Raw genomic sequence first — 16,451 nt, 5'->3', positions numbered from 1 at the left:
AGGAAAGATGGAGGTTAGCATGAACAGAAAGTGGGTTTCCTATCCATACTTTGTATGGATGCTTATATTTATAATTATTCCCTCGCTACTGATACTCTTTTATGCCTTTACCGTACGGGACGAGCAGGGAATAAGGTTCACTCTGGACAACTTTTACAAGTTCTGTGAGCCCATATACATAACAGTGCTGTTAAAGTCCTTGGGACTGGCCCTGTTCAGTACGTTTGTCTGCCTGATTGTGGGCTACCCTGTGGCAATGATCCTGGCCAGCAAGCAGTTCAGCAGGAGCACTACCCTGTCCATGCTGTTTATAATTCCCATGTGGATGAATTTTTTGCTGAGAACGTATTCCTGGCTTACCCTGCTGGAGAAAAACGGCATAATAAATGCCATATTGTCCTTTTTCAACCTTCCCAGGCTGGACATACTGTATACCAATACGGCTGTGGTGCTGGGAATGGTATACAATTTCCTCCCGTTTATGATATTGCCCATATACACGGTGCTGATGAAAATTGACGGGAAGCTGGTGGAGGCCGCTCAGGATTTGGGTGGAAACAGCCTTACGGTTTTCAGCAAAATTACCCTGCCCCTGAGTATACCGGGTGTTATGTCGGGAATAACAATGGTATTCATGCCTGCGGTTACAACCTTTGTCATTTCAAAGCTGCTGGGCGGAGGACAGTACACCCTTATAGGCAATTTTATAGAAAGGCAGTTTATACAGTTGAGCGACTGGAATTTCGGTTCTGCCATTTCAATGATAATGATGATATTCATACTTATAAGCATAGGAATAATGTCCAAGTTTGACGAGGACAAGGGAGGAGGAGCGGCACTTTGGTAAAAAGAATCATAATGAAGTCCTATCTTGGGCTTGTATTGCTTTTTATGTACCTTCCCATTGTAGTGCTTATCGTTTTTTCCTTCAACAAGTCAAAATCCAGGGGAAACTGGTCGGGGTTCACCCTCAAATGGTACGGGGAGCTTTTTCAGAACTCCCAGATAATGGATTCCCTGTATAATACTTTGCTGCTTGCGCTGATATCCTCGGTGGTTGCAGTGATTATAGGAACTTTTGCGGCCATAGGCATTCACAACATGAAGAAATTTAAAAAATCCGTGGTTATGAACCTGACCTATCTTCCGGTTCTGAATCCTGACATTGTGACAGGTGTATCCCTGATGATAATGTTTGTTTTCATAGGCTCTCTCATAGGCTTGAAAATGGGGTTTCTTACAATGCTGCTGGCTCATATAACCTTCAACATACCCTATGTTATCTTATCGGTGCTGCCTAAATTAAAGCAGATGAACAAGCATTTGTATGAGGCGGCGCTGGATTTGGGAGCTACCTCCATGTACGCCCTGAGAAAGGTAATAATGCCTGAAATCATGCCGGGCATCATATCCGGCTTCCTCATGGCTTTTACACTGTCCATAGATGATTTTGTCATCAGCTATTTTACCGCGGGGTCAGGTGTTTCCAACCTGTCCATAACCATATACTCCATGGCAAGGACGGGGGTAAAGCCTACCATTAACGCTTTGTCCACATTAATGTTTGTCAGTGTGCTTTTGCTGCTGATATTAATTAATATACGAGCTTCAAGGGAAGAAAAAAGAAAAAGGCAGTATGATGCCTGAGTTTTCAGCTATCGAATTATTTTTTGGGAGGTTACGGGAGATGAAAAGAGTATTAGCCGGTTTGCTGGTTCTGGCAGTTGTTTTGTCCACGGGCGCTTTGGCGGGCTGCGGTGCAAACAATACGACATCAAAGGGGTCGGAGGAAAAAGTTACGCTTAAGGTTTACAACTGGGGGGATTACATCGGTGAGGATGTAATCAAAAAATTTGAAGAAAAATACAACATCAATGTTGTTTATGATACCTTCTCGGATAACGAGGTTATGCATACAAAGCTCAAATCCGGCGGAGGAGATTATGATGTGGCGATACCATCGGACTATATGATAAAGCGTATGATTGACGAGGGTATGGTCAAAAAGCTGAATTTTGAAAATATACCAAACTATAAGTATATTGACGACAGTTTTAAAAATCTGGGCTTTGATCCCAAAAACGAGTATTCCGTTCCGTACATGTGGGGAACTGTAGGCATCATATACAATAAGACCATGGTTACCGACAAGGTGGACAGTTGGAACATATTGTGGAATGATAAGTACAAGAAGCAGGTATTCATGCTGGACAGCCAGAGGGATTCCATAGGTATTACCCTCAAAAAGCTGGGCTACTCCCTGAATACAAAAAAGATGGAGGAGCTGGAAAATGCCAAAGAGGAGCTTATAAAGCAGAAGGAATTGGGCGTGGTGCAATCCTATGTGGGTGACGAGGTAAAGGATAAGATGATAATGGGTGAAGCCGCCTTTGCAGTGGTGTGGTCGGGAGATGCGGTCTTTATGAAGCGTGAGAACCCGGATTTGGAGTATGTAATACCCAAGGAAGGCAGCAATCTCTGGTTTGATTCCATGGTGGTGCTGAATAATACGCAGCACCAGAAGGAAGCGGAACTATTCATCAATTTTATGTGTGAAACGGATATAGCTTTTGAAAATGCGGACTATATAGGCTATTCCACTCCGCATACGGAGGCAAAGAAACAAATGTCTCCCGACCTGCTCAGTGATATTGCAGCATATCCCACCAAGGAGCAGATAAAGAACTGTGAGGTTTTCGAGGATTTGGCAGATTCCATCAGGGACTATGACAGGATTTGGACTGAGATATCAGCAAAATAGCATAAGCTTAAAATTAAGAATAAGTTTTAGAAAATGACATTTTCTAGGAATGTAAAGTGCGTTGGTGAGAAGCAGGAGTTATCTCACCAACGCACTTTGTTTTTGAGTTGGAGAATGTGACAAGGGTGGAGACCGAGTAAACCTTGTAATTGACTGCAGTTGAAATTAAGTAATATGGCACACATTTTCAAATGATAAAACATTTCAGGATTTGAAGGATTATGAAACTTGATATTGTTCGACAGGAAGTCTATAATAAAGGTAATATTTTACATATGGTATTTTTTTACTATAATGATTTTAAAATAAAGTTAGAAACTCTGTGTTAGTGTATAGGCTTCATAATGATTGTTTTTGATGAGGTGATAAAAATGGGGACACTAATTGATATATTAAAAGCTACCTGGTATTTATGGGCATTAATCTTTGCAGTAAGCATATTCAAACTTTTCCGGCCAAGAATTAAAGGCTTTTTCGGGGAAAAGTCGGTCGCATTCTTCCTTTCCAGGCTTGACCCTGCAAAGTATAAAGTAATTAACAACATTATGCTACAAGCCGGAAGCCGGACAACACAGATAGACCATGTAGTGGTCTCCAATTACGGTATATTTGTAATTGAAACAAAAAATTATCAAGGTTGGATTTTAGGTAACGAATTTGACGATTATTGGACACAGGTAATTTTCAAAAGGAAGGAAAAGCTTCATAATCCAATAAAACAGAATTATGGACACATTCAGGCTTTGAAGGATGCGCTCAGTGAGTATGAGAATGCAAATTATGTTTCCATAGTGGCTTTTACTACGAAAGCCGAACTGAAGGTCAAAGCGGATACTGATGTTGTTTATACTGTTAATTTGCCTAAAACTATCGGAAAATATAGCAATGAGACTGTCTCTGATTTCGTTAAAGAGCAGATATATGAAAAGCTGCTTTCACTGAACATTGATAACAAAGAAAACCGGAAAGCACATGTTCAGGCGATACACAATAATCTGGAGGACAAGCACAAAAAAGTTGATGCCAATACGTGCCCCAAATGCGGAGGGAAATTGGTATTGAGAAACGGTAAGTACGGTCAGTTCAAGGGGTGTGGCAATTATCCAAAGTGCAGGTTTATTGCGAAATAGAAAGAAATGAGTTGGACTTTCCAGCCCTATCTACAATATGCCCCATTGCCTTTCAGGCTCTTTTGCCGGAATAATTTGCTTCAGTTTGGTAATAATATAAGCTAAATTAATTCTTTGTGCCAGTTAATAAAGTTTTTAACAGGTAAGTTTGTATGCAAGCAGCTTTCTGTCTGTTTACCACACTTTTAACTGGCACTGCAGGTTAAATTATTATCGAAAGCAAAGGTAAATGAGGACTATTATTTTTGCTTTCCCATCAGGAGGCTTATATGGGTAAGTTAGCAGGTACACAGACATCGGAAAACCTTGCCAGGTCGTTTGCAGGAGAATCCCAGGCAAGAAACAGGTACACCTTCTATGCCGAATATGCAAAGCAGGAAGGACATGCTGCAATAGAGCAGCAATTCAAGGTGATAGCGGAAAACGAACGCGCTCATGCAAAAGTATTCTACGATTTGCTTGTAGACGGTATGGGAGGCCCCAGCAATGTAAATGTCGACGCCGGCTATCCTTTTGAATCCGGAGATACGCTTGCGAACCTTAATTCAGCGGCACACGGCGAGCACGAAGAGCATTCTGAAATATATCCCGCCTTTGCGGATATTGCTAAAAAAGAGGGTTTCCCCCAGGCAGAAGCGGCGTTCAGAATGATTGGCAACATAGAGAAAGAGCATGAGCAGAAGTTCAAGCAGTTGGCCACGGAGCTCAATAACAAGACTCTCTACCAGAAGAAGGAGCCGGTTCAATGGATATGCACCAATTGCGGACATATTCACACAGGAACGGATGCACCGGGCATATGCCCTGTCTGCAAGTATCAGCAGGGCTGGTTTGAAGTAAAGACCAAGCAGTAGGCAAATTTCAATTTCGCAGTATTAATTAACCTTTATCAGCAATAGAATCATAAAGGTATTTATAAGTGCGGGACATGGTTAAAAACTTAACAAACTCAAGGGAACCTAAGAAAACTTGAGATTAAGCAAGGTATTTTTACTGGATTGGCCCACAGGGGATAACTTTGTTAAATAATAAACAATAAGATTGTTGTTTTTTTAACAATGTAGGTCTAAAATGAATTTATAGGATATTTAAGTTTGTTTGAAGCAAACAATAATTATATAAATGGAGGTTAAAAAACATGTGGGAAAACAAAATTGATATTAACCAGATTGTAGAAATCAGAGCGAAGACAACTGCTTTTTTTGGAGTGGGAGCCATTAAAAAGATGGCGGATGTTGCAAAAAACCTGTCCTCACGGGGAATTAAAAAAGTAATCGTAATGACGGGAAAGAGCTCCCATATTAAAACCGGGGCATGGGCTGTAACAAAGCAGGCTCTTGAAGCCAATGCCATTGAGTACCTTCTTTACAGCGAGGTCACTCCAAATCCGACTGTGGAGCAGGTGGATGAAGCCGCAGCACGGGCAAAAAGCTTCGGGGCTCAGGCAGTTATAGCCATTGGAGGAGGAAGCCCTATCGATGCTGCAAAGAGCGTGGCGATTCTCATTTCATACCCGGAAAAGAATGCTTCAGAGCTTTATGAGTTAAAATTTGCTCCTGATACGGCAGTGCCGCTGGTTGCCATAAACCTTACCCATGGTACTGGTACGGAGGTTGACAGGTTTGCGGTGGTAAGTATACCAGCCAAGGAGTACAAGCCTGCTATCGCCTATGACTGCATCTATCCGCTCTATGCAATCGATGATCCGGCATTGATGACCAAGCTGCCTGCGGAGCAGACCCTATATGTCTCTGTCGACGCAATAAATCACGTAGTTGAGGCTTCTACCACCATTGTCACCAACCCGTTTGCCATTTTGCTGGCCAAGGAAACCATCAGACTGGTTGCAAAATATCTGCCGGTGGCTGTGAAAGAGCCTGAGAACCTTACCGCCAGATACTATCTGCTTTATGCGTCCTTGATTGCAGGTACTTCCTTTGACAATGGGCTGCTTCACTTTACACATGCCCTTGAGCATCCGTTGAGTGCCGTAAAGCCTGAACTGGCCCATGGACTTGGCTTATCAATGCTGCTGCCGGCTGTGGTAAAGGAGATATATCCTGCGTCGGGTGAGGTGCTGGCTGAAATATTTGAGCCCATACTGCCCGGTTTCAAAGGAACTGCCGACGAGGCTGACAAGGCCTTTGCAGGCATCAGAAACTGGCTGGACGGCATTGGTGTGACTTCAAGCCTGAAGGATGAGGGTTTTGACGAATATATGGTCGACAGGCTGGTAGATCTTGCATTTGAAACTCCAAGCCTGGACGGTCTGCTTGCAATAGCTCCGGTCAAGGCAACAAGAGAAGCTGTGAGAAACATATATACCAATTCTTTATAAAAACCATGAAAAGCATATTGCTTTTAATTTTTTCTGCTTGATATGTTTTAAGGTTCATAATAATATTCTTTTGCCTTACAAAACCAGCAGTCTTGAAGCCGTATATACTTCAAGGCTGCTGGTTTTCATATCAATACATAAAAAAGCAGATGCCTATATAATGCGTCAGTACACCGAGAAATACGAATATATGCCAGACCATGTGATGGTATTTGAACCCTTTTTTCGCATATATTGCAGCGCCCACAGTATAGAAAATACCTCCTCCCAGTATCAGCCAGAATAATACCGGGTTGGCCTTCCGGAAAAACAGGGGCATGAAGATGACAAGACTCCAGCCCATTACAAGATAAATCATCAGAGAAACCTTGGGAATGGATTGCCTTGAAATGGATTTGTATAAAATACCGAACAGCACCATTACCCATTGCACCGAAAGCAGCACAACAGCCTGCCAGCCGCCTATTACCGAGGCTGCAATGGGCGTGTATGTGCCTGCTATGGCTATGTAAATACATATGTGGTCCATTATCTGCATAACCCGCTTGTGGGTGGTGTCATGCTTCATTACATGATAGAAGGTTGACATGAGGAACATCAGAAAAATACAGATGCAGAATATAGTCACACTGGCAACATCCACAAGTGTTCCCTTTGTGTAGGCGGTAATTATGACTGCGGGAAAGGCGGCCAGCACCATAAGGGCCGGAACTCCATGGGTTATGGCATTTGCAACCTCTTCACCGAAAGTAAGCTTGACTAATTTTTTCGCCATTATCTTTATCTCCTGTAAAGCTTTTATATTAAATTTAACACTGTTGAAGGCTGATTTCAATTGTTCAGGGAATAAATTCACGTATTCTTTCCGCTTTTGTCATATTCAGGCAAACGGTTTCTGCATAAAAAGAGTCTGCCGGTGGCAAGTTAATAGCTGATTTGCTTTTTCATAGGAGCTGGATAAAAATAACATTTGGAATATATTGATAGATTCGTTTGATAGAATTTGCGGAATGGAATATAATAATTATAACCAGGTAATAATTATTATATTCCATTAATTCCAAGGAGAAAAGTATGCACAAAAAAGGCATTTTCCTATCAGAGGTAGACGGCAGGAAAACGGTAACCGGACTGGGTTACTATGAAACGGATACTGTCGGAGATTTCAGGCAACTGGTCAGGAACAGCGTGAAGCAGTTTGGAAATAAGGCTGCTTTTAAGTTTAAGTCAGATAACCGCATAATAGTAAAAACCTATAATGAATTCGGTGCAGAAGTCGATGCTCTTGGAACAGCCTTGCTCAGTCTCGGTCTGAAGGATAAAAGAATAGCGGTTATAGGTGAAAACAGGTATGAATGGGCTGTAAGCCTCTTTTCAATTGTCAATGGTGCGGGAATCGCCGTGCCTCTTGACAAGCATCTGCCCGAAGTGGAAATAGAGAAGCTCATAAGCAGGGGCAGGGTAGACGCCATATTTTACAGCAGGCATTTCCATGGGGAGATGCTGGAACTGTCCGGCAGGAATACTGGAATACAGCAGTTTATATGCATGGATTCTATGGAGGGAGTTTGTCCTCCTGGCTTTTCAAGCCTTGCGGACCTGCTTGAGAAAGGCAGAAGCTTGCTGGCTTCAGGTGACAGAAGTTACGTTGATGCGGAAATTGATCCTGAAAGGCTTTCACTTTTGCTGTTTACCTCAGGAACCACCAGTATGGCCAAGGGCGTGATGCTGAGCCAGAGAAATGTCTGTACGGACATAAGCGCAGTAACCTCAATTATAAAAGTTCATCCAAATGATGTTCACCTTTCCATACTTCCGCTGCATCACACCTTTGAGCTTTCGGCAGGAATGATGTTCATGATTAAAAATGGAGTCACCATTGCCTATGCCGAGGGAATTAAGCATATTGCCAGGAATCTGAAGGAGTTTGAGGTTACTCTCCTGGTGGTGGTTCCCGCCATATTGGAGGCTATGTATAAAAAGCTCCAGGACGGCCTTAAAAAAGCAGGAAAACAAAAAACCGTAAGGGTTCTGGGCAAGGTTTCAAATGCCCTGTCTTCCGTGGGTATTGACATAAGGAGGAAGTTATTCAAAAAGGTTCTGGAGCAGATAGGACCGGGCTTGCGTCTGGCTATTTCGGGAGCGGCCCCCATCGACAAGGAAATCATTCACGGCTTTGGAACTCTGGGGCTGAAGGTAATACAGGGCTACGGACTGACCGAAACCTCCCCTGTGGTTTCCGCAAACAATGATTTTTACAATATGGCAGGAACAATAGGACAGCCTATGAAGGGTATAGAGGTTGCCATAGACAAGCCTGATGAAAACGGGATGGGAGAAATTATCACCCGGGGTCCCAATGTTATGCTGGGATATTATGAGGACGAAGCCGCAACCAGGGAAGCCGTGGATGAACAGGGCTGGTTCCATACGGGAGATCTGGGCTTTATAGATGATAGGGGCTTTATAACCATTACGGGCAGGGCCAAGTCCATGATAGTTTTTACAAACGGCAAAAAGGCCTTTCCGGAGGAATATGAGATGCTCATGAACAATATAGAAGGGGTGAAGGAATCCTTTGCATGGGGGAATGCAGCTCCTGACGGGGATATACAGGTATGCGCCAAGGTGGTGATAAATGAGGCTGTGCTGGCTGAAAAGTTCTGCAGGAAGCCGGAGCCCGATGAAATAGCCGAAATGCTGCAAGGGGAAATCAAAAGGCTGAACGAGGATTTGCCACAGTATAAGATTATCAGATACTTTGTTTTAAGCTATGAGGAGCTTATAAAGACCACTACGCTGAAAATAAAGAGGCCGGTCGAATTCGACAGGATTTCAGAGCAGCTTAAGCTTGCCGGAACCACAATGAGAAAGGCAAACCGGAGGGTTATTGAGCAGCTTTGAGGATAAAATTTCACCATAAAAACACAAAAATCCACTTGCCGGCGGGCGGGTGGTGTTTTTTTGCCGCTTTCCGGCGGGGTGGATATAGATTGAGACAGTATTTTGCATTTGTATGTGGTATGTAGTATAATCACGTTTGGTAAAATAATATACAAAAGTACGTTTTTGGGGGATTTAATGAAAAATATCATAAAGGGAGATAAAATCTTTTATTATAAGCTTTTTACCCTGGCGCTGCCTGTTATCATGCAGAATCTTATAACCTCTTCACTGAGTATGGTTGACGGCGTGCTGGTGGGCAAGCTGGGCAACGAGCCTGTTGCTGCCGTTGGAATAGCAAACCAGTACGGTCTTCTGGTTTTCTTGATGTATGCCGCAATTCACAGCGGGGCAGGAATTTTTATAGCGCAATTCTGGGGCAAGAAGGATTATGAAAATATCAAGAAGGTGGTTAACCTGGGTGCTGCCCTGGGGGCAGGGGTAGCCATTCTGTTTTCGGTTGCGGGAATTCTTTTTCCCGGGCAAATAGTAGGCATATTTAACACACAGCCCATGGTTATAGAGCTGGGAGCGGACTTTTTGAGAATATTCAGCTTCAGCTTCATATTTGCAGCCATCAGCTTTGGAATAAGCGTAAATCTCAGAAGCATTGGAAAGTCGGTTATGCCTATGGTCATAAGCGGTATAGCGCTGGGTGTGAACACTCTTTTGAATTTTGCCCTTATTTTTGGACTGTGGGGCTTTCCAGAAATGGGGGTAAAGGGGTCGGCAACTGCAACCCTGGTGGCAAGAATAATTGAAATGGCCATTTTTCTGATTGTCAGCGGAAGATATTATGATATATTGAGATTAAGAATAAAAGTATTGAAGGCGGTGTCTTCCGACCTTTTCAAGCGTGTTAGCCACACCATGGTGCCGGTTGTTTTGAATGAACTTTGCTGGGGCCTTGGTTTTGCAGTTTATTCGATTGCATACGGAAGGATAAGCACCGAGGCTTTTGCAGCCGTGCAGATAACAAACAATATAACAAATCTGTTCCTGGTGGCAGGCTTTGGAATGGCCAGCGCCTCTGCCGTTATGGTGGGGCATGTCATTGGAGCAGGCGAGGAGCACAAGGCAAGGGATTATGCCTGGAAATTTATCACCCTGTGCCTCCTGGGGGGGATTGTGCTTGGAATTGCACTGCATTTCACCGCACCGTCGGTGGCAAGGCTCTATGATGTTACGCCGGATGTACTTAAGTCGGCAATAGTCATACTTAATATCAATGCATTTATTATTCCAATACGTCTTACAAATATCGTGTCCATAGTGGGGATATTAAGAGGCGGAGGGGATGCAGGCTTCGCATTTAAGGCCGAAGGAGTTACCATGTGGCTTATCGGGGTTCCCATGGCCTTTGCGGGAGCATTTCTACTGAGACTTGAGGTGCAGTGGGTGGTGCTGCTGGTAATGGCTGAAGAATTGGCCAAGATAGTACTTGCGGTATTGCGGCTCAGATCTGGCAAATGGATAAAAAATGTGGTATTAGAGGTATAATTAATTATGGCACATGAAAAGCATAAACATAAAAATCAACGATAGGAGCCGGAGAGTAATGATAGTAAAAAAAGCGGAACATGTTATTACGGCGGTAAAGCCAAACCAGTATCCTGCCACGGGCTATCCGGAGATAGCTTTTGTAGGCAGGTCGAATGTGGGGAAATCCTCAATAATCAACACCCTTGCAAACAGAAAAAATCTTGCCAGGGTAGGGTCCACTCCCGGGAAGACCAGGCAGATCAATTTCTTTAATATCAATGACGTATTTTTTCTGGTGGATTTGCCGGGTTATGGTTTTGCCAATGTTTCAAAGGATTTGAAAGCCTCCTGGGAGAATATTATAGAGACCTATTTATATTCCAGAAAGGAAAATGCCCTTAAGCTGATTGTCCTGCTGGTGGATATAAGGCATTCGCCCAGCAAGGATGATATTACAATGCACCAGTGGCTGAGAGGCTTCGGGCTCAATACCTTGATAATAGCCACCAAGGCCGATAAAATCTCAAGGTCCCAGATAACTCCCAGGCTCAACGACATAAAAAAGGTGCTGCAGCTTGGGAACGATGAAAAGGTAATACCTTTTTCAGCCGAAAAGCGTATTGGGATTGAGGCTGTGTGGAGCGAGATAGACATTAATCTGGAAAGGTTTTTGAATCAAAAGCCTGAAACAATTATTACAGAAAAAGAAACGGAAACCGAGTAAACCGGTTTTGGAGCTGTGTAATGGAAAAATACGATTACAAAAATGAAGAATTAAAATTACGTGTGAGGCTGAGGAATATGAAAATCCTTGCAACTTCACTGCTGGTCTTCATGGCGGTTGTTTTCGCCGTTATGAGAAGATATGAGGACAGAGGGCTGCTGTATTCGTCAATAACGGCCTTTGCAGAAGCGTCCATGGTGGGGGCGCTGGCAGACTGGTTTGCTGTGGTTGCCCTGTTCAGGCATCCTCTTGGCCTTAGAATAATACCTCATACAGCGATTATTCAAAATAACAAGCAAAGGATTGCAAAGGCATTGTCAGGCTTTGTAGTGTCAAATTTTTTCACGCCCGAACTTATAAAGGACAAGCTTGACAAAATGGAATTGTCCTCAAAGCTTGCGGGGTATATTTCCGCAAACGGGGAAATATTGGCCCGGGGAGCTGCCCAAAAGCTTCCGGCACTCATGGACACACTGGTGGACGACTCGAAGCTGAAAATGCATGTCAGCGAGCTTATTATCGGGAAAATCAGGGACATGAAGCTCTATCCCGCACTGGCCGGAGCTGTAAAGCCCCTGGTGGAAGGCGGGCATCACAAGCCTCTGGTAAGGGCATTGCTCACCGCCCTGTCCAAATACATAGGTGAAAACAAGGAAAAAACACTTCAAGTACTTGCGGGAATAAACAAAACTCTGGCCATGCCTATTATAGGTGATCTGATATATAAAAAAATACTTGAATTCCTGCTGGAACAAATAGATGCAATTGAGACGGACGACAACTCTGAAATAAACAGGCTTGTGCTGTCGGCCCTTCCCAAGCTGCTGGAGGATATGAGCGGTGACGAGGAGCTTATCCAAAAGGGGGAGCAGCTAAAAAATCAATTGGTTTCTTCCCAGGGGTTTTCTGCTATGGTGGATAAACTGGGAGAGACTGCGGCAGAGTTTAAAAACTCAATTTTGAAGAATGAAGCTAAACTGCAGGCCGGTATCAGCAGTGCTTTAAAGCTGGCTGCGGGCAGCCTGGCCCAAAGTCCCGAGCTGAGAAAAAATATAGATGCGACAGTGACAGACCTGGCGGTTGAAATGGTAAAACTGTATGGTGACAAGGTGGGTTCACTTATTTATGATACCATGGACGGCTGGGAGACAAAGGACATGGTGGACAAGCTGGAGGTCCAGGTGGGCGCCGACCTGCAGTATATAAGAATAAACGGAACTGTCATAGGCGGCCTGGCGGGTCTGGCCATACATCTTTTGACTCGGCTGTTCTAAGCTGTTTTAAAAGATGTTTTAAAATATGTAATAATGGAATAAAATAGTATTCAGCAAAGATACCCGCAAAAGCACAAGGGTGTATTAAAGGGAAGTCGTATAGCTGAAAGGGTATGCTTGCAGCAATATGTGTAGCGGCAATGGCATGTTGCAGCAATGGTATATAGTGACAATGGTATGTTGCAGCAATGGTTTATAGCGGCAATGGCATGTTGCTGGAAGGCAAGGAGGCACAATGGATAGATTTAAAGCGACGAAAAAGGTTGCGGTTCTGGGAATAGGCGCTAATATTTTTCTATTGGGGATAAAGCTCACGGCCGGGTTTTTAAGCAGAAGCCAGGCAATGATTGCAGATGGCTTCAACAGTGCAGGAGATGTTTTCGCATCTGTAATGACCCTTGTGGGGAACAGCATTGCCAGCCGCCCGGAGGATAAGGACCATCCCTATGGTCACGGCAAGGCTGAATATATTTTTTCCATGATTATAAGCCTTTCCCTGATGGTGGTTTCCTTTACCATATTTAAAAGCTCACTGTCTTCCATAATCAACAAGGCTGCCTTTGGAACCTCCTGGTTTCTTATTACCGTGGCAATAGTGACCATAGTAATCAAGCTTTTGCTGTTTCTTTATACAAACCGTCTGGGAAAAGTGCTGGAAAATCTGCTGGTGCTTGCAAACTCTGAAGACCACAGGAATGACGTCTTTGTCACGGCAGGAACGCTGCTGGGCATTATTATGGGTTATCTGGGCTTCAGTTGGGTGGACGGCGCTGTTGGTATAGGCATATCTCTATGGATATTCTATACGGGTATCAAAATCTTTATCAGCTCCTTTAATGTTCTCATGGATACGGATATCGACCCTGCCTTTAAGGAGAACACCTACTGTATAGTCAGTGAAGTGAGAGGCGTGGACCATATTGACAGCATTAACGCCAAGCCTGTGGGAGCAGGCTTCATACTTCTGATCAAGGTGTCCGTGGACGGAGAAATGTCTGTGAACGAAAGCCACAAGATTGCTTCTGAAGTAAAGGCAAGAGTCAAGAATATAAAGGGTGTCAAGGATGCAGTGGTCCATATCAATCCCTGCTGATACCAAAAGATTAATATATATGAATTCTGTCTGCACAACAGGTTTATTCAATATATGGGGCACAACATGCTTATTAATATATGGGCACACAGAGCTCACAAAAGTGCTTGTTGACCAACCGGGCCGCATACCTTTCCATAACCGGCCTTGAAGCATCAAAACCGTACCCCTTTGCCAGCAATTCGGGAAAGATGCTGCTCCATGCCTCCTGAACAGCTTGCGCCGTATGGGGGATTCTGAATACCGCGTATTTTCCGCCGTGAATATTTCCCCGGCTGACACCGCCGCCGCTAATCCGCCGGTTCTCACAGTCTTCGGGAAGGACAAGGCAGGCATCGTAACGGCAGTTCTCCGGCCTGGTAGTTTCAGGGTTATCCTGTGGTATACCCAATATGACGGATTTATCGTCCAACAGCCGGTTATCTCTTGCAAAGGCCTTCAATTCCTCCATTACCTGTACATTGCCTGCTCCGTATGGGCCGGTTTTTCTCATGTAGGCGATTCCGTATGACGGAAGCCTTTCAATTGTAATATCCATGTGTGTTATTACCTCCTTGAATTGTAATATGAATTTCCAACAATAGGTTACTATGCTTTAAAATGATAATCAACAAAACTTTTAAAATGGATGAAAAATCCAGGAAGCATTATTTTGTTTAGGCCCCCGGTTATGTGGTACATATATGAGGGTGAAAGTGATTACCGCCAATATCGGGTGGGAATTTCAAATATTCAGCAAAAATAATTATTGCATATGGAGGATTTTTTATTATGAAGAAATTTGTTTGTTCAATTTGCGGTTATGTTCATACAGGAGATGCTGCACCTGACAATTGCCCGCAGTGTAAAGCAGTCAAGGAAAAGTTCGTAGAGCAGACTGAGAGTTCTGCCGCATGGGCCGACGAACATAGAATAGGCGTTGCACAGGGCGTGGATGCTGAAATCCTTGAAGGTTTGAGAGCAAATTTTATGGGTGAATGTACTGAAGTGGGAATGTACCTTGCAATGGCAAGACAGGCTGAAAGGGAAGGCTATCCTGAAATCGGGGCGTTTTACAAGCTGGCTGCCTGGGAAGAGGCTGAGCACGCTGCAAAGTTTGCAGAGCTGCTGGGAGAAGTGGTTCACGCGGACACCAGGAAGAACCTTCAGTTGAGATATGAAGCGGAAGCCGGAGCCTGTAAGGGCAAGAAGGACCTTGCTGTAAAGGCAAAGCAGCTTAATCTTGATGCAATACATGATACAGTGCATGAAATGTGCAAGGACGAAGCAAGACACGGCGCAGGGTTTAAGGGCTTGCTGGAGAGGTATTTTGGTAAGTAATCAAGCCTGTATTTAGATAGTGGGCAAATCAGGAGTTTGGCGGTTGCCTAGATAAGAAATTTTAATAAGCCAGTTTTTGAGGGGGTGTTGGAATGTCAACATCCCTTTAGTTCTGTTTTTTACAGATTTAAAGAGGAAATCCCAGGAAAAAGCTTCATTTTTGCCCTTTCATAAAAACACTGCTCAAGGAATATGGAACTCCTTGAGAAAAATTCATAAGGTATCCCCCGAAAGCCCGAGTAACCCACGATTTAAAGAATGAAGGAATACGTGGCAAAAGTCGTATTGACAAACTGATGAAAGAAAATAATATTGATGCTAAAACTATATTTAGGCAGAAACAATGTAAATGAAGGTATAAGGAATACACTTCTTAATGGTGATAATAGGAACAATTTTTTCTTTTTTAATAACGGCATCACAATTATATGTGAAAAATTTGGAGCAAATTATCTTCAAGAAAGTAATTGGATAGTGAAACTTGATAAGGCTCAGATTATAAATGGAGGTCAGACTTGTAAAACAATATTTCAGACAATTGATGAAAACCCAGATAATGATTTTACAAATGTTGAGGTGCTTTTGCGTATTTATGAGGTTAATAATGATGAAAGAGTCATTCAAGATATTACGCTTGCCACCAATAGCCAAAATCCTGTAGATTTTAGAGATTTAAAATCAAATAAACCTGAGCAGAAAGATTTAGAAATTGGTGCAAAACAACTGGGTTATATTTACAGAAGGAAAAGAGATAATCAATCAGGTAAGCTGAATGGATTAGATGTTATTCCATCTTCGGTAGCAGCGGAAGCGGTTTTTGCAATATGGAGAGAGCAGCCTCATCTAGCAAAGCACAGAAAGCACGAGTTTTTCAATATATATTATGATACAATTTTTTCTAACCTTAATGCAGCACAAATGATTATCTCTGTTTTGGTTTTTCGTTATTGTGATAATAATAGAAAGAAGCTTTCAAATGACCCTGAGATTCAAGCCTATAGAAAATTTAGTCAGTATTTTATGGCAATGCTAATGGGAAAACAATTACTTTTGATGTTAAATATAACTTTTGAGCAATTAACACATAGGAATTTTTTAATCGCAAGAAATATGTTTGATGATAAAAAAGAGGAATTATATAATTCATGTGAGGTTTTTTTACTGAAGTGTATGCATGAGAGCCTTAATTATATAAGCGAGTCTTTAAATCTAATAGATGGGCGAACTATAGCAGCAGTTTTTAGAAGATTTGATATTGTTGAAAAATATCTGAAGAATCCTCCAAAGCTTTTTTAAATGAAATTTTCATTTTGATTGGAAAGTCATATCTGTCATTCTCGAAAAGCAATGATAATTCTTATTTCGCAGGTTTCCTCTTGGCTTATT

The 16,451-nt window shown here is 42.9% G+C and carries 15 protein-coding genes; 13 read left to right on the top strand and 2 right to left on the bottom strand.

Features of this window, described 5'->3' with window-relative positions; genetic code table 11:
* Positions 1 to 19 precede the first annotated feature (19 nt).
* From CLHUN_RS16185 to CLHUN_RS16160, 6 genes are all read left to right on the top strand, one after another.
* Positions 20 to 847 (top strand): ABC transporter permease, encoded by an 828-nt coding sequence (locus CLHUN_RS16185; protein WP_080065674.1) that lies wholly within the window; start codon positions 20 to 22, stop codon positions 845 to 847.
* Complete coding sequence (locus CLHUN_RS16180) at positions 841 to 1,647, top strand: ABC transporter permease (RefSeq protein WP_080065673.1); 807 nt, start codon at positions 841 to 843, stop codon at positions 1,645 to 1,647. Before CLHUN_RS16185 ends, CLHUN_RS16180 begins: the two co-directional genes overlap by 7 nt.
* A 40-nt stretch (positions 1,648 to 1,687) precedes the next feature.
* Positions 1,688 to 2,761 carry an ABC transporter substrate-binding protein gene (locus CLHUN_RS16175; RefSeq protein WP_080065672.1) on the top strand — a complete coding sequence of 358 codons (1,074 nt, stop codon included), beginning with the start codon at positions 1,688 to 1,690 and terminating at the stop codon, positions 2,759 to 2,761.
* Between the two features lie 371 nt (positions 2,762 to 3,132).
* Positions 3,133 to 3,891: an NERD domain-containing protein gene (locus CLHUN_RS16170; RefSeq protein WP_080065671.1), complete on the top strand. Its 759-nt coding sequence runs from the start codon at positions 3,133 to 3,135 to the stop codon at positions 3,889 to 3,891.
* A gap of 269 nt (positions 3,892 to 4,160) precedes the next feature.
* A complete protein-coding gene (gene rbr, locus CLHUN_RS16165) occupies positions 4,161 to 4,745 on the top strand; it encodes a rubrerythrin (protein WP_080065670.1) in 585 nt (194 codons plus the stop codon).
* A gap of 284 nt (positions 4,746 to 5,029) precedes the next feature.
* Complete coding sequence (locus tag CLHUN_RS16160; protein ID WP_080065669.1) at positions 5,030 to 6,229, top strand: iron-containing alcohol dehydrogenase; 1,200 nt, start codon at positions 5,030 to 5,032, stop codon at positions 6,227 to 6,229.
* Between the two features lie 130 nt (positions 6,230 to 6,359).
* Here the strand turns inward: CLHUN_RS16160 and trhA are convergent, their stop codons facing one another.
* Positions 6,360 to 7,004: a PAQR family membrane homeostasis protein TrhA gene (trhA, locus tag CLHUN_RS16155; RefSeq protein WP_080065668.1), complete on the bottom strand. Its 645-nt coding sequence runs from the start codon at positions 7,002 to 7,004 to the stop codon at positions 6,360 to 6,362.
* 299 nt (positions 7,005 to 7,303) lie between these two features.
* Between trhA and CLHUN_RS16150 the strand changes: the two genes are divergently transcribed.
* From CLHUN_RS16150 to CLHUN_RS16130, 5 genes are all read left to right on the top strand, one after another.
* Positions 7,304 to 9,133 carry an AMP-dependent synthetase/ligase gene (locus CLHUN_RS16150; RefSeq protein ID WP_080065667.1) on the top strand — a complete coding sequence of 610 codons (1,830 nt, stop codon included), beginning with the start codon at positions 7,304 to 7,306 and terminating at the stop codon, positions 9,131 to 9,133.
* Positions 9,134 to 9,310: 177 nt separating this feature from the next.
* The gene (locus CLHUN_RS16145; protein ID WP_080065666.1) at positions 9,311 to 10,672 is read left to right on the top strand and encodes an MATE family efflux transporter; all 1,362 of its coding nucleotides are present in this window, start codon (positions 9,311 to 9,313) and stop codon (positions 10,670 to 10,672) included.
* Positions 10,673 to 10,730: 58 nt separating this feature from the next.
* Positions 10,731 to 11,378, top strand: a complete 648-nt coding sequence (yihA, locus tag CLHUN_RS16140) for a ribosome biogenesis GTP-binding protein YihA/YsxC (RefSeq protein WP_080065665.1) — start codon at positions 10,731 to 10,733, stop codon at positions 11,376 to 11,378.
* 20 nt (positions 11,379 to 11,398) lie between these two features.
* Entirely contained in the window at positions 11,399 to 12,652 is a 1,254-nt protein-coding gene (locus tag CLHUN_RS16135; protein WP_080065664.1) for a DUF445 domain-containing protein, read from the top strand.
* A gap of 235 nt (positions 12,653 to 12,887) precedes the next feature.
* Positions 12,888 to 13,745 carry a cation diffusion facilitator family transporter gene (locus CLHUN_RS16130; RefSeq protein ID WP_080065663.1) on the top strand — a complete coding sequence of 286 codons (858 nt, stop codon included), beginning with the start codon at positions 12,888 to 12,890 and terminating at the stop codon, positions 13,743 to 13,745.
* 73 nt (positions 13,746 to 13,818) lie between these two features.
* Here the strand turns inward: CLHUN_RS16130 and CLHUN_RS16125 are convergent, their stop codons facing one another.
* Positions 13,819 to 14,283, bottom strand: a complete 465-nt coding sequence (locus tag CLHUN_RS16125) for an AraC family transcriptional regulator (protein ID WP_080065662.1) — start codon at positions 14,281 to 14,283, stop codon at positions 13,819 to 13,821.
* Positions 14,284 to 14,516: 233 nt separating this feature from the next.
* Here CLHUN_RS16125 and CLHUN_RS16120 point away from each other — a divergent pair, with 233 nt between their 5' ends.
* Positions 14,517 to 15,065 carry an NADH peroxidase gene (locus CLHUN_RS16120; RefSeq protein ID WP_080065661.1) on the top strand — a complete coding sequence of 183 codons (549 nt, stop codon included), beginning with the start codon at positions 14,517 to 14,519 and terminating at the stop codon, positions 15,063 to 15,065.
* Between the two features lie 315 nt (positions 15,066 to 15,380).
* Positions 15,381 to 16,361 carry an AIPR family protein gene (locus CLHUN_RS16115; protein ID WP_080065660.1) on the top strand — a complete coding sequence of 327 codons (981 nt, stop codon included), beginning with the start codon at positions 15,381 to 15,383 and terminating at the stop codon, positions 16,359 to 16,361.
* Positions 16,362 to 16,451 lie beyond the last annotated feature (90 nt).

The organism is Ruminiclostridium hungatei, assembly GCF_002051585.1.
Taxonomy (GTDB): Bacteria; Bacillota; Clostridia; order Acetivibrionales; family DSM-1351; genus Ruminiclostridium; species Ruminiclostridium hungatei.
The sequence above is the reverse complement of the archived record's forward strand: the minus strand, read 5'-3'. Positions and strand labels throughout refer to the sequence as shown.

What these genes read in the sequence shown, in the direction of transcription:
- CLHUN_RS16120 (WP_080065661.1), top strand. Translation starts at nt 14,517, where the DNA reads ATGAAGAAATTTGTTTGTTCAATTTGCGGTTATGTTCATACAGGAGAT.
- CLHUN_RS16135 (WP_080065664.1), top strand. Translation starts at nt 11,399, where the DNA reads ATGGAAAAATACGATTACAAAAATGAAGAATTAAAATTACGTGTGAGG.
- CLHUN_RS16115 (WP_080065660.1), top strand. Translation starts at nt 15,381, where the DNA reads ATGCTAAAACTATATTTAGGCAGAAACAATGTAAATGAAGGTATAAGG.
- rbr (WP_080065670.1), top strand. Translation starts at nt 4,161, where the DNA reads ATGGGTAAGTTAGCAGGTACACAGACATCGGAAAACCTTGCCAGGTCG.
- CLHUN_RS16185 (WP_080065674.1), top strand. Translation starts at nt 20, where the DNA reads ATGAACAGAAAGTGGGTTTCCTATCCATACTTTGTATGGATGCTTATA.
- CLHUN_RS16130 (WP_080065663.1), top strand. Translation starts at nt 12,888, where the DNA reads ATGGATAGATTTAAAGCGACGAAAAAGGTTGCGGTTCTGGGAATAGGC.
- CLHUN_RS16145 (WP_080065666.1), top strand. Translation starts at nt 9,311, where the DNA reads ATGAAAAATATCATAAAGGGAGATAAAATCTTTTATTATAAGCTTTTT.
- trhA (WP_080065668.1), bottom strand. Translation starts at nt 7,004, where the DNA reads ATGGCGAAAAAATTAGTCAAGCTTACTTTCGGTGAAGAGGTTGCAAAT.
- CLHUN_RS16175 (WP_080065672.1), top strand. Translation starts at nt 1,688, where the DNA reads ATGAAAAGAGTATTAGCCGGTTTGCTGGTTCTGGCAGTTGTTTTGTCC.
- CLHUN_RS16125 (WP_080065662.1), bottom strand. Translation starts at nt 14,283, where the DNA reads ATGGATATTACAATTGAAAGGCTTCCGTCATACGGAATCGCCTACATG.
- CLHUN_RS16150 (WP_080065667.1), top strand. Translation starts at nt 7,304, where the DNA reads ATGCACAAAAAAGGCATTTTCCTATCAGAGGTAGACGGCAGGAAAACG.
- CLHUN_RS16170 (WP_080065671.1), top strand. Translation starts at nt 3,133, where the DNA reads ATGGGGACACTAATTGATATATTAAAAGCTACCTGGTATTTATGGGCA.
- CLHUN_RS16160 (WP_080065669.1), top strand. Translation starts at nt 5,030, where the DNA reads ATGTGGGAAAACAAAATTGATATTAACCAGATTGTAGAAATCAGAGCG.
- yihA (WP_080065665.1), top strand. Translation starts at nt 10,731, where the DNA reads ATGATAGTAAAAAAAGCGGAACATGTTATTACGGCGGTAAAGCCAAAC.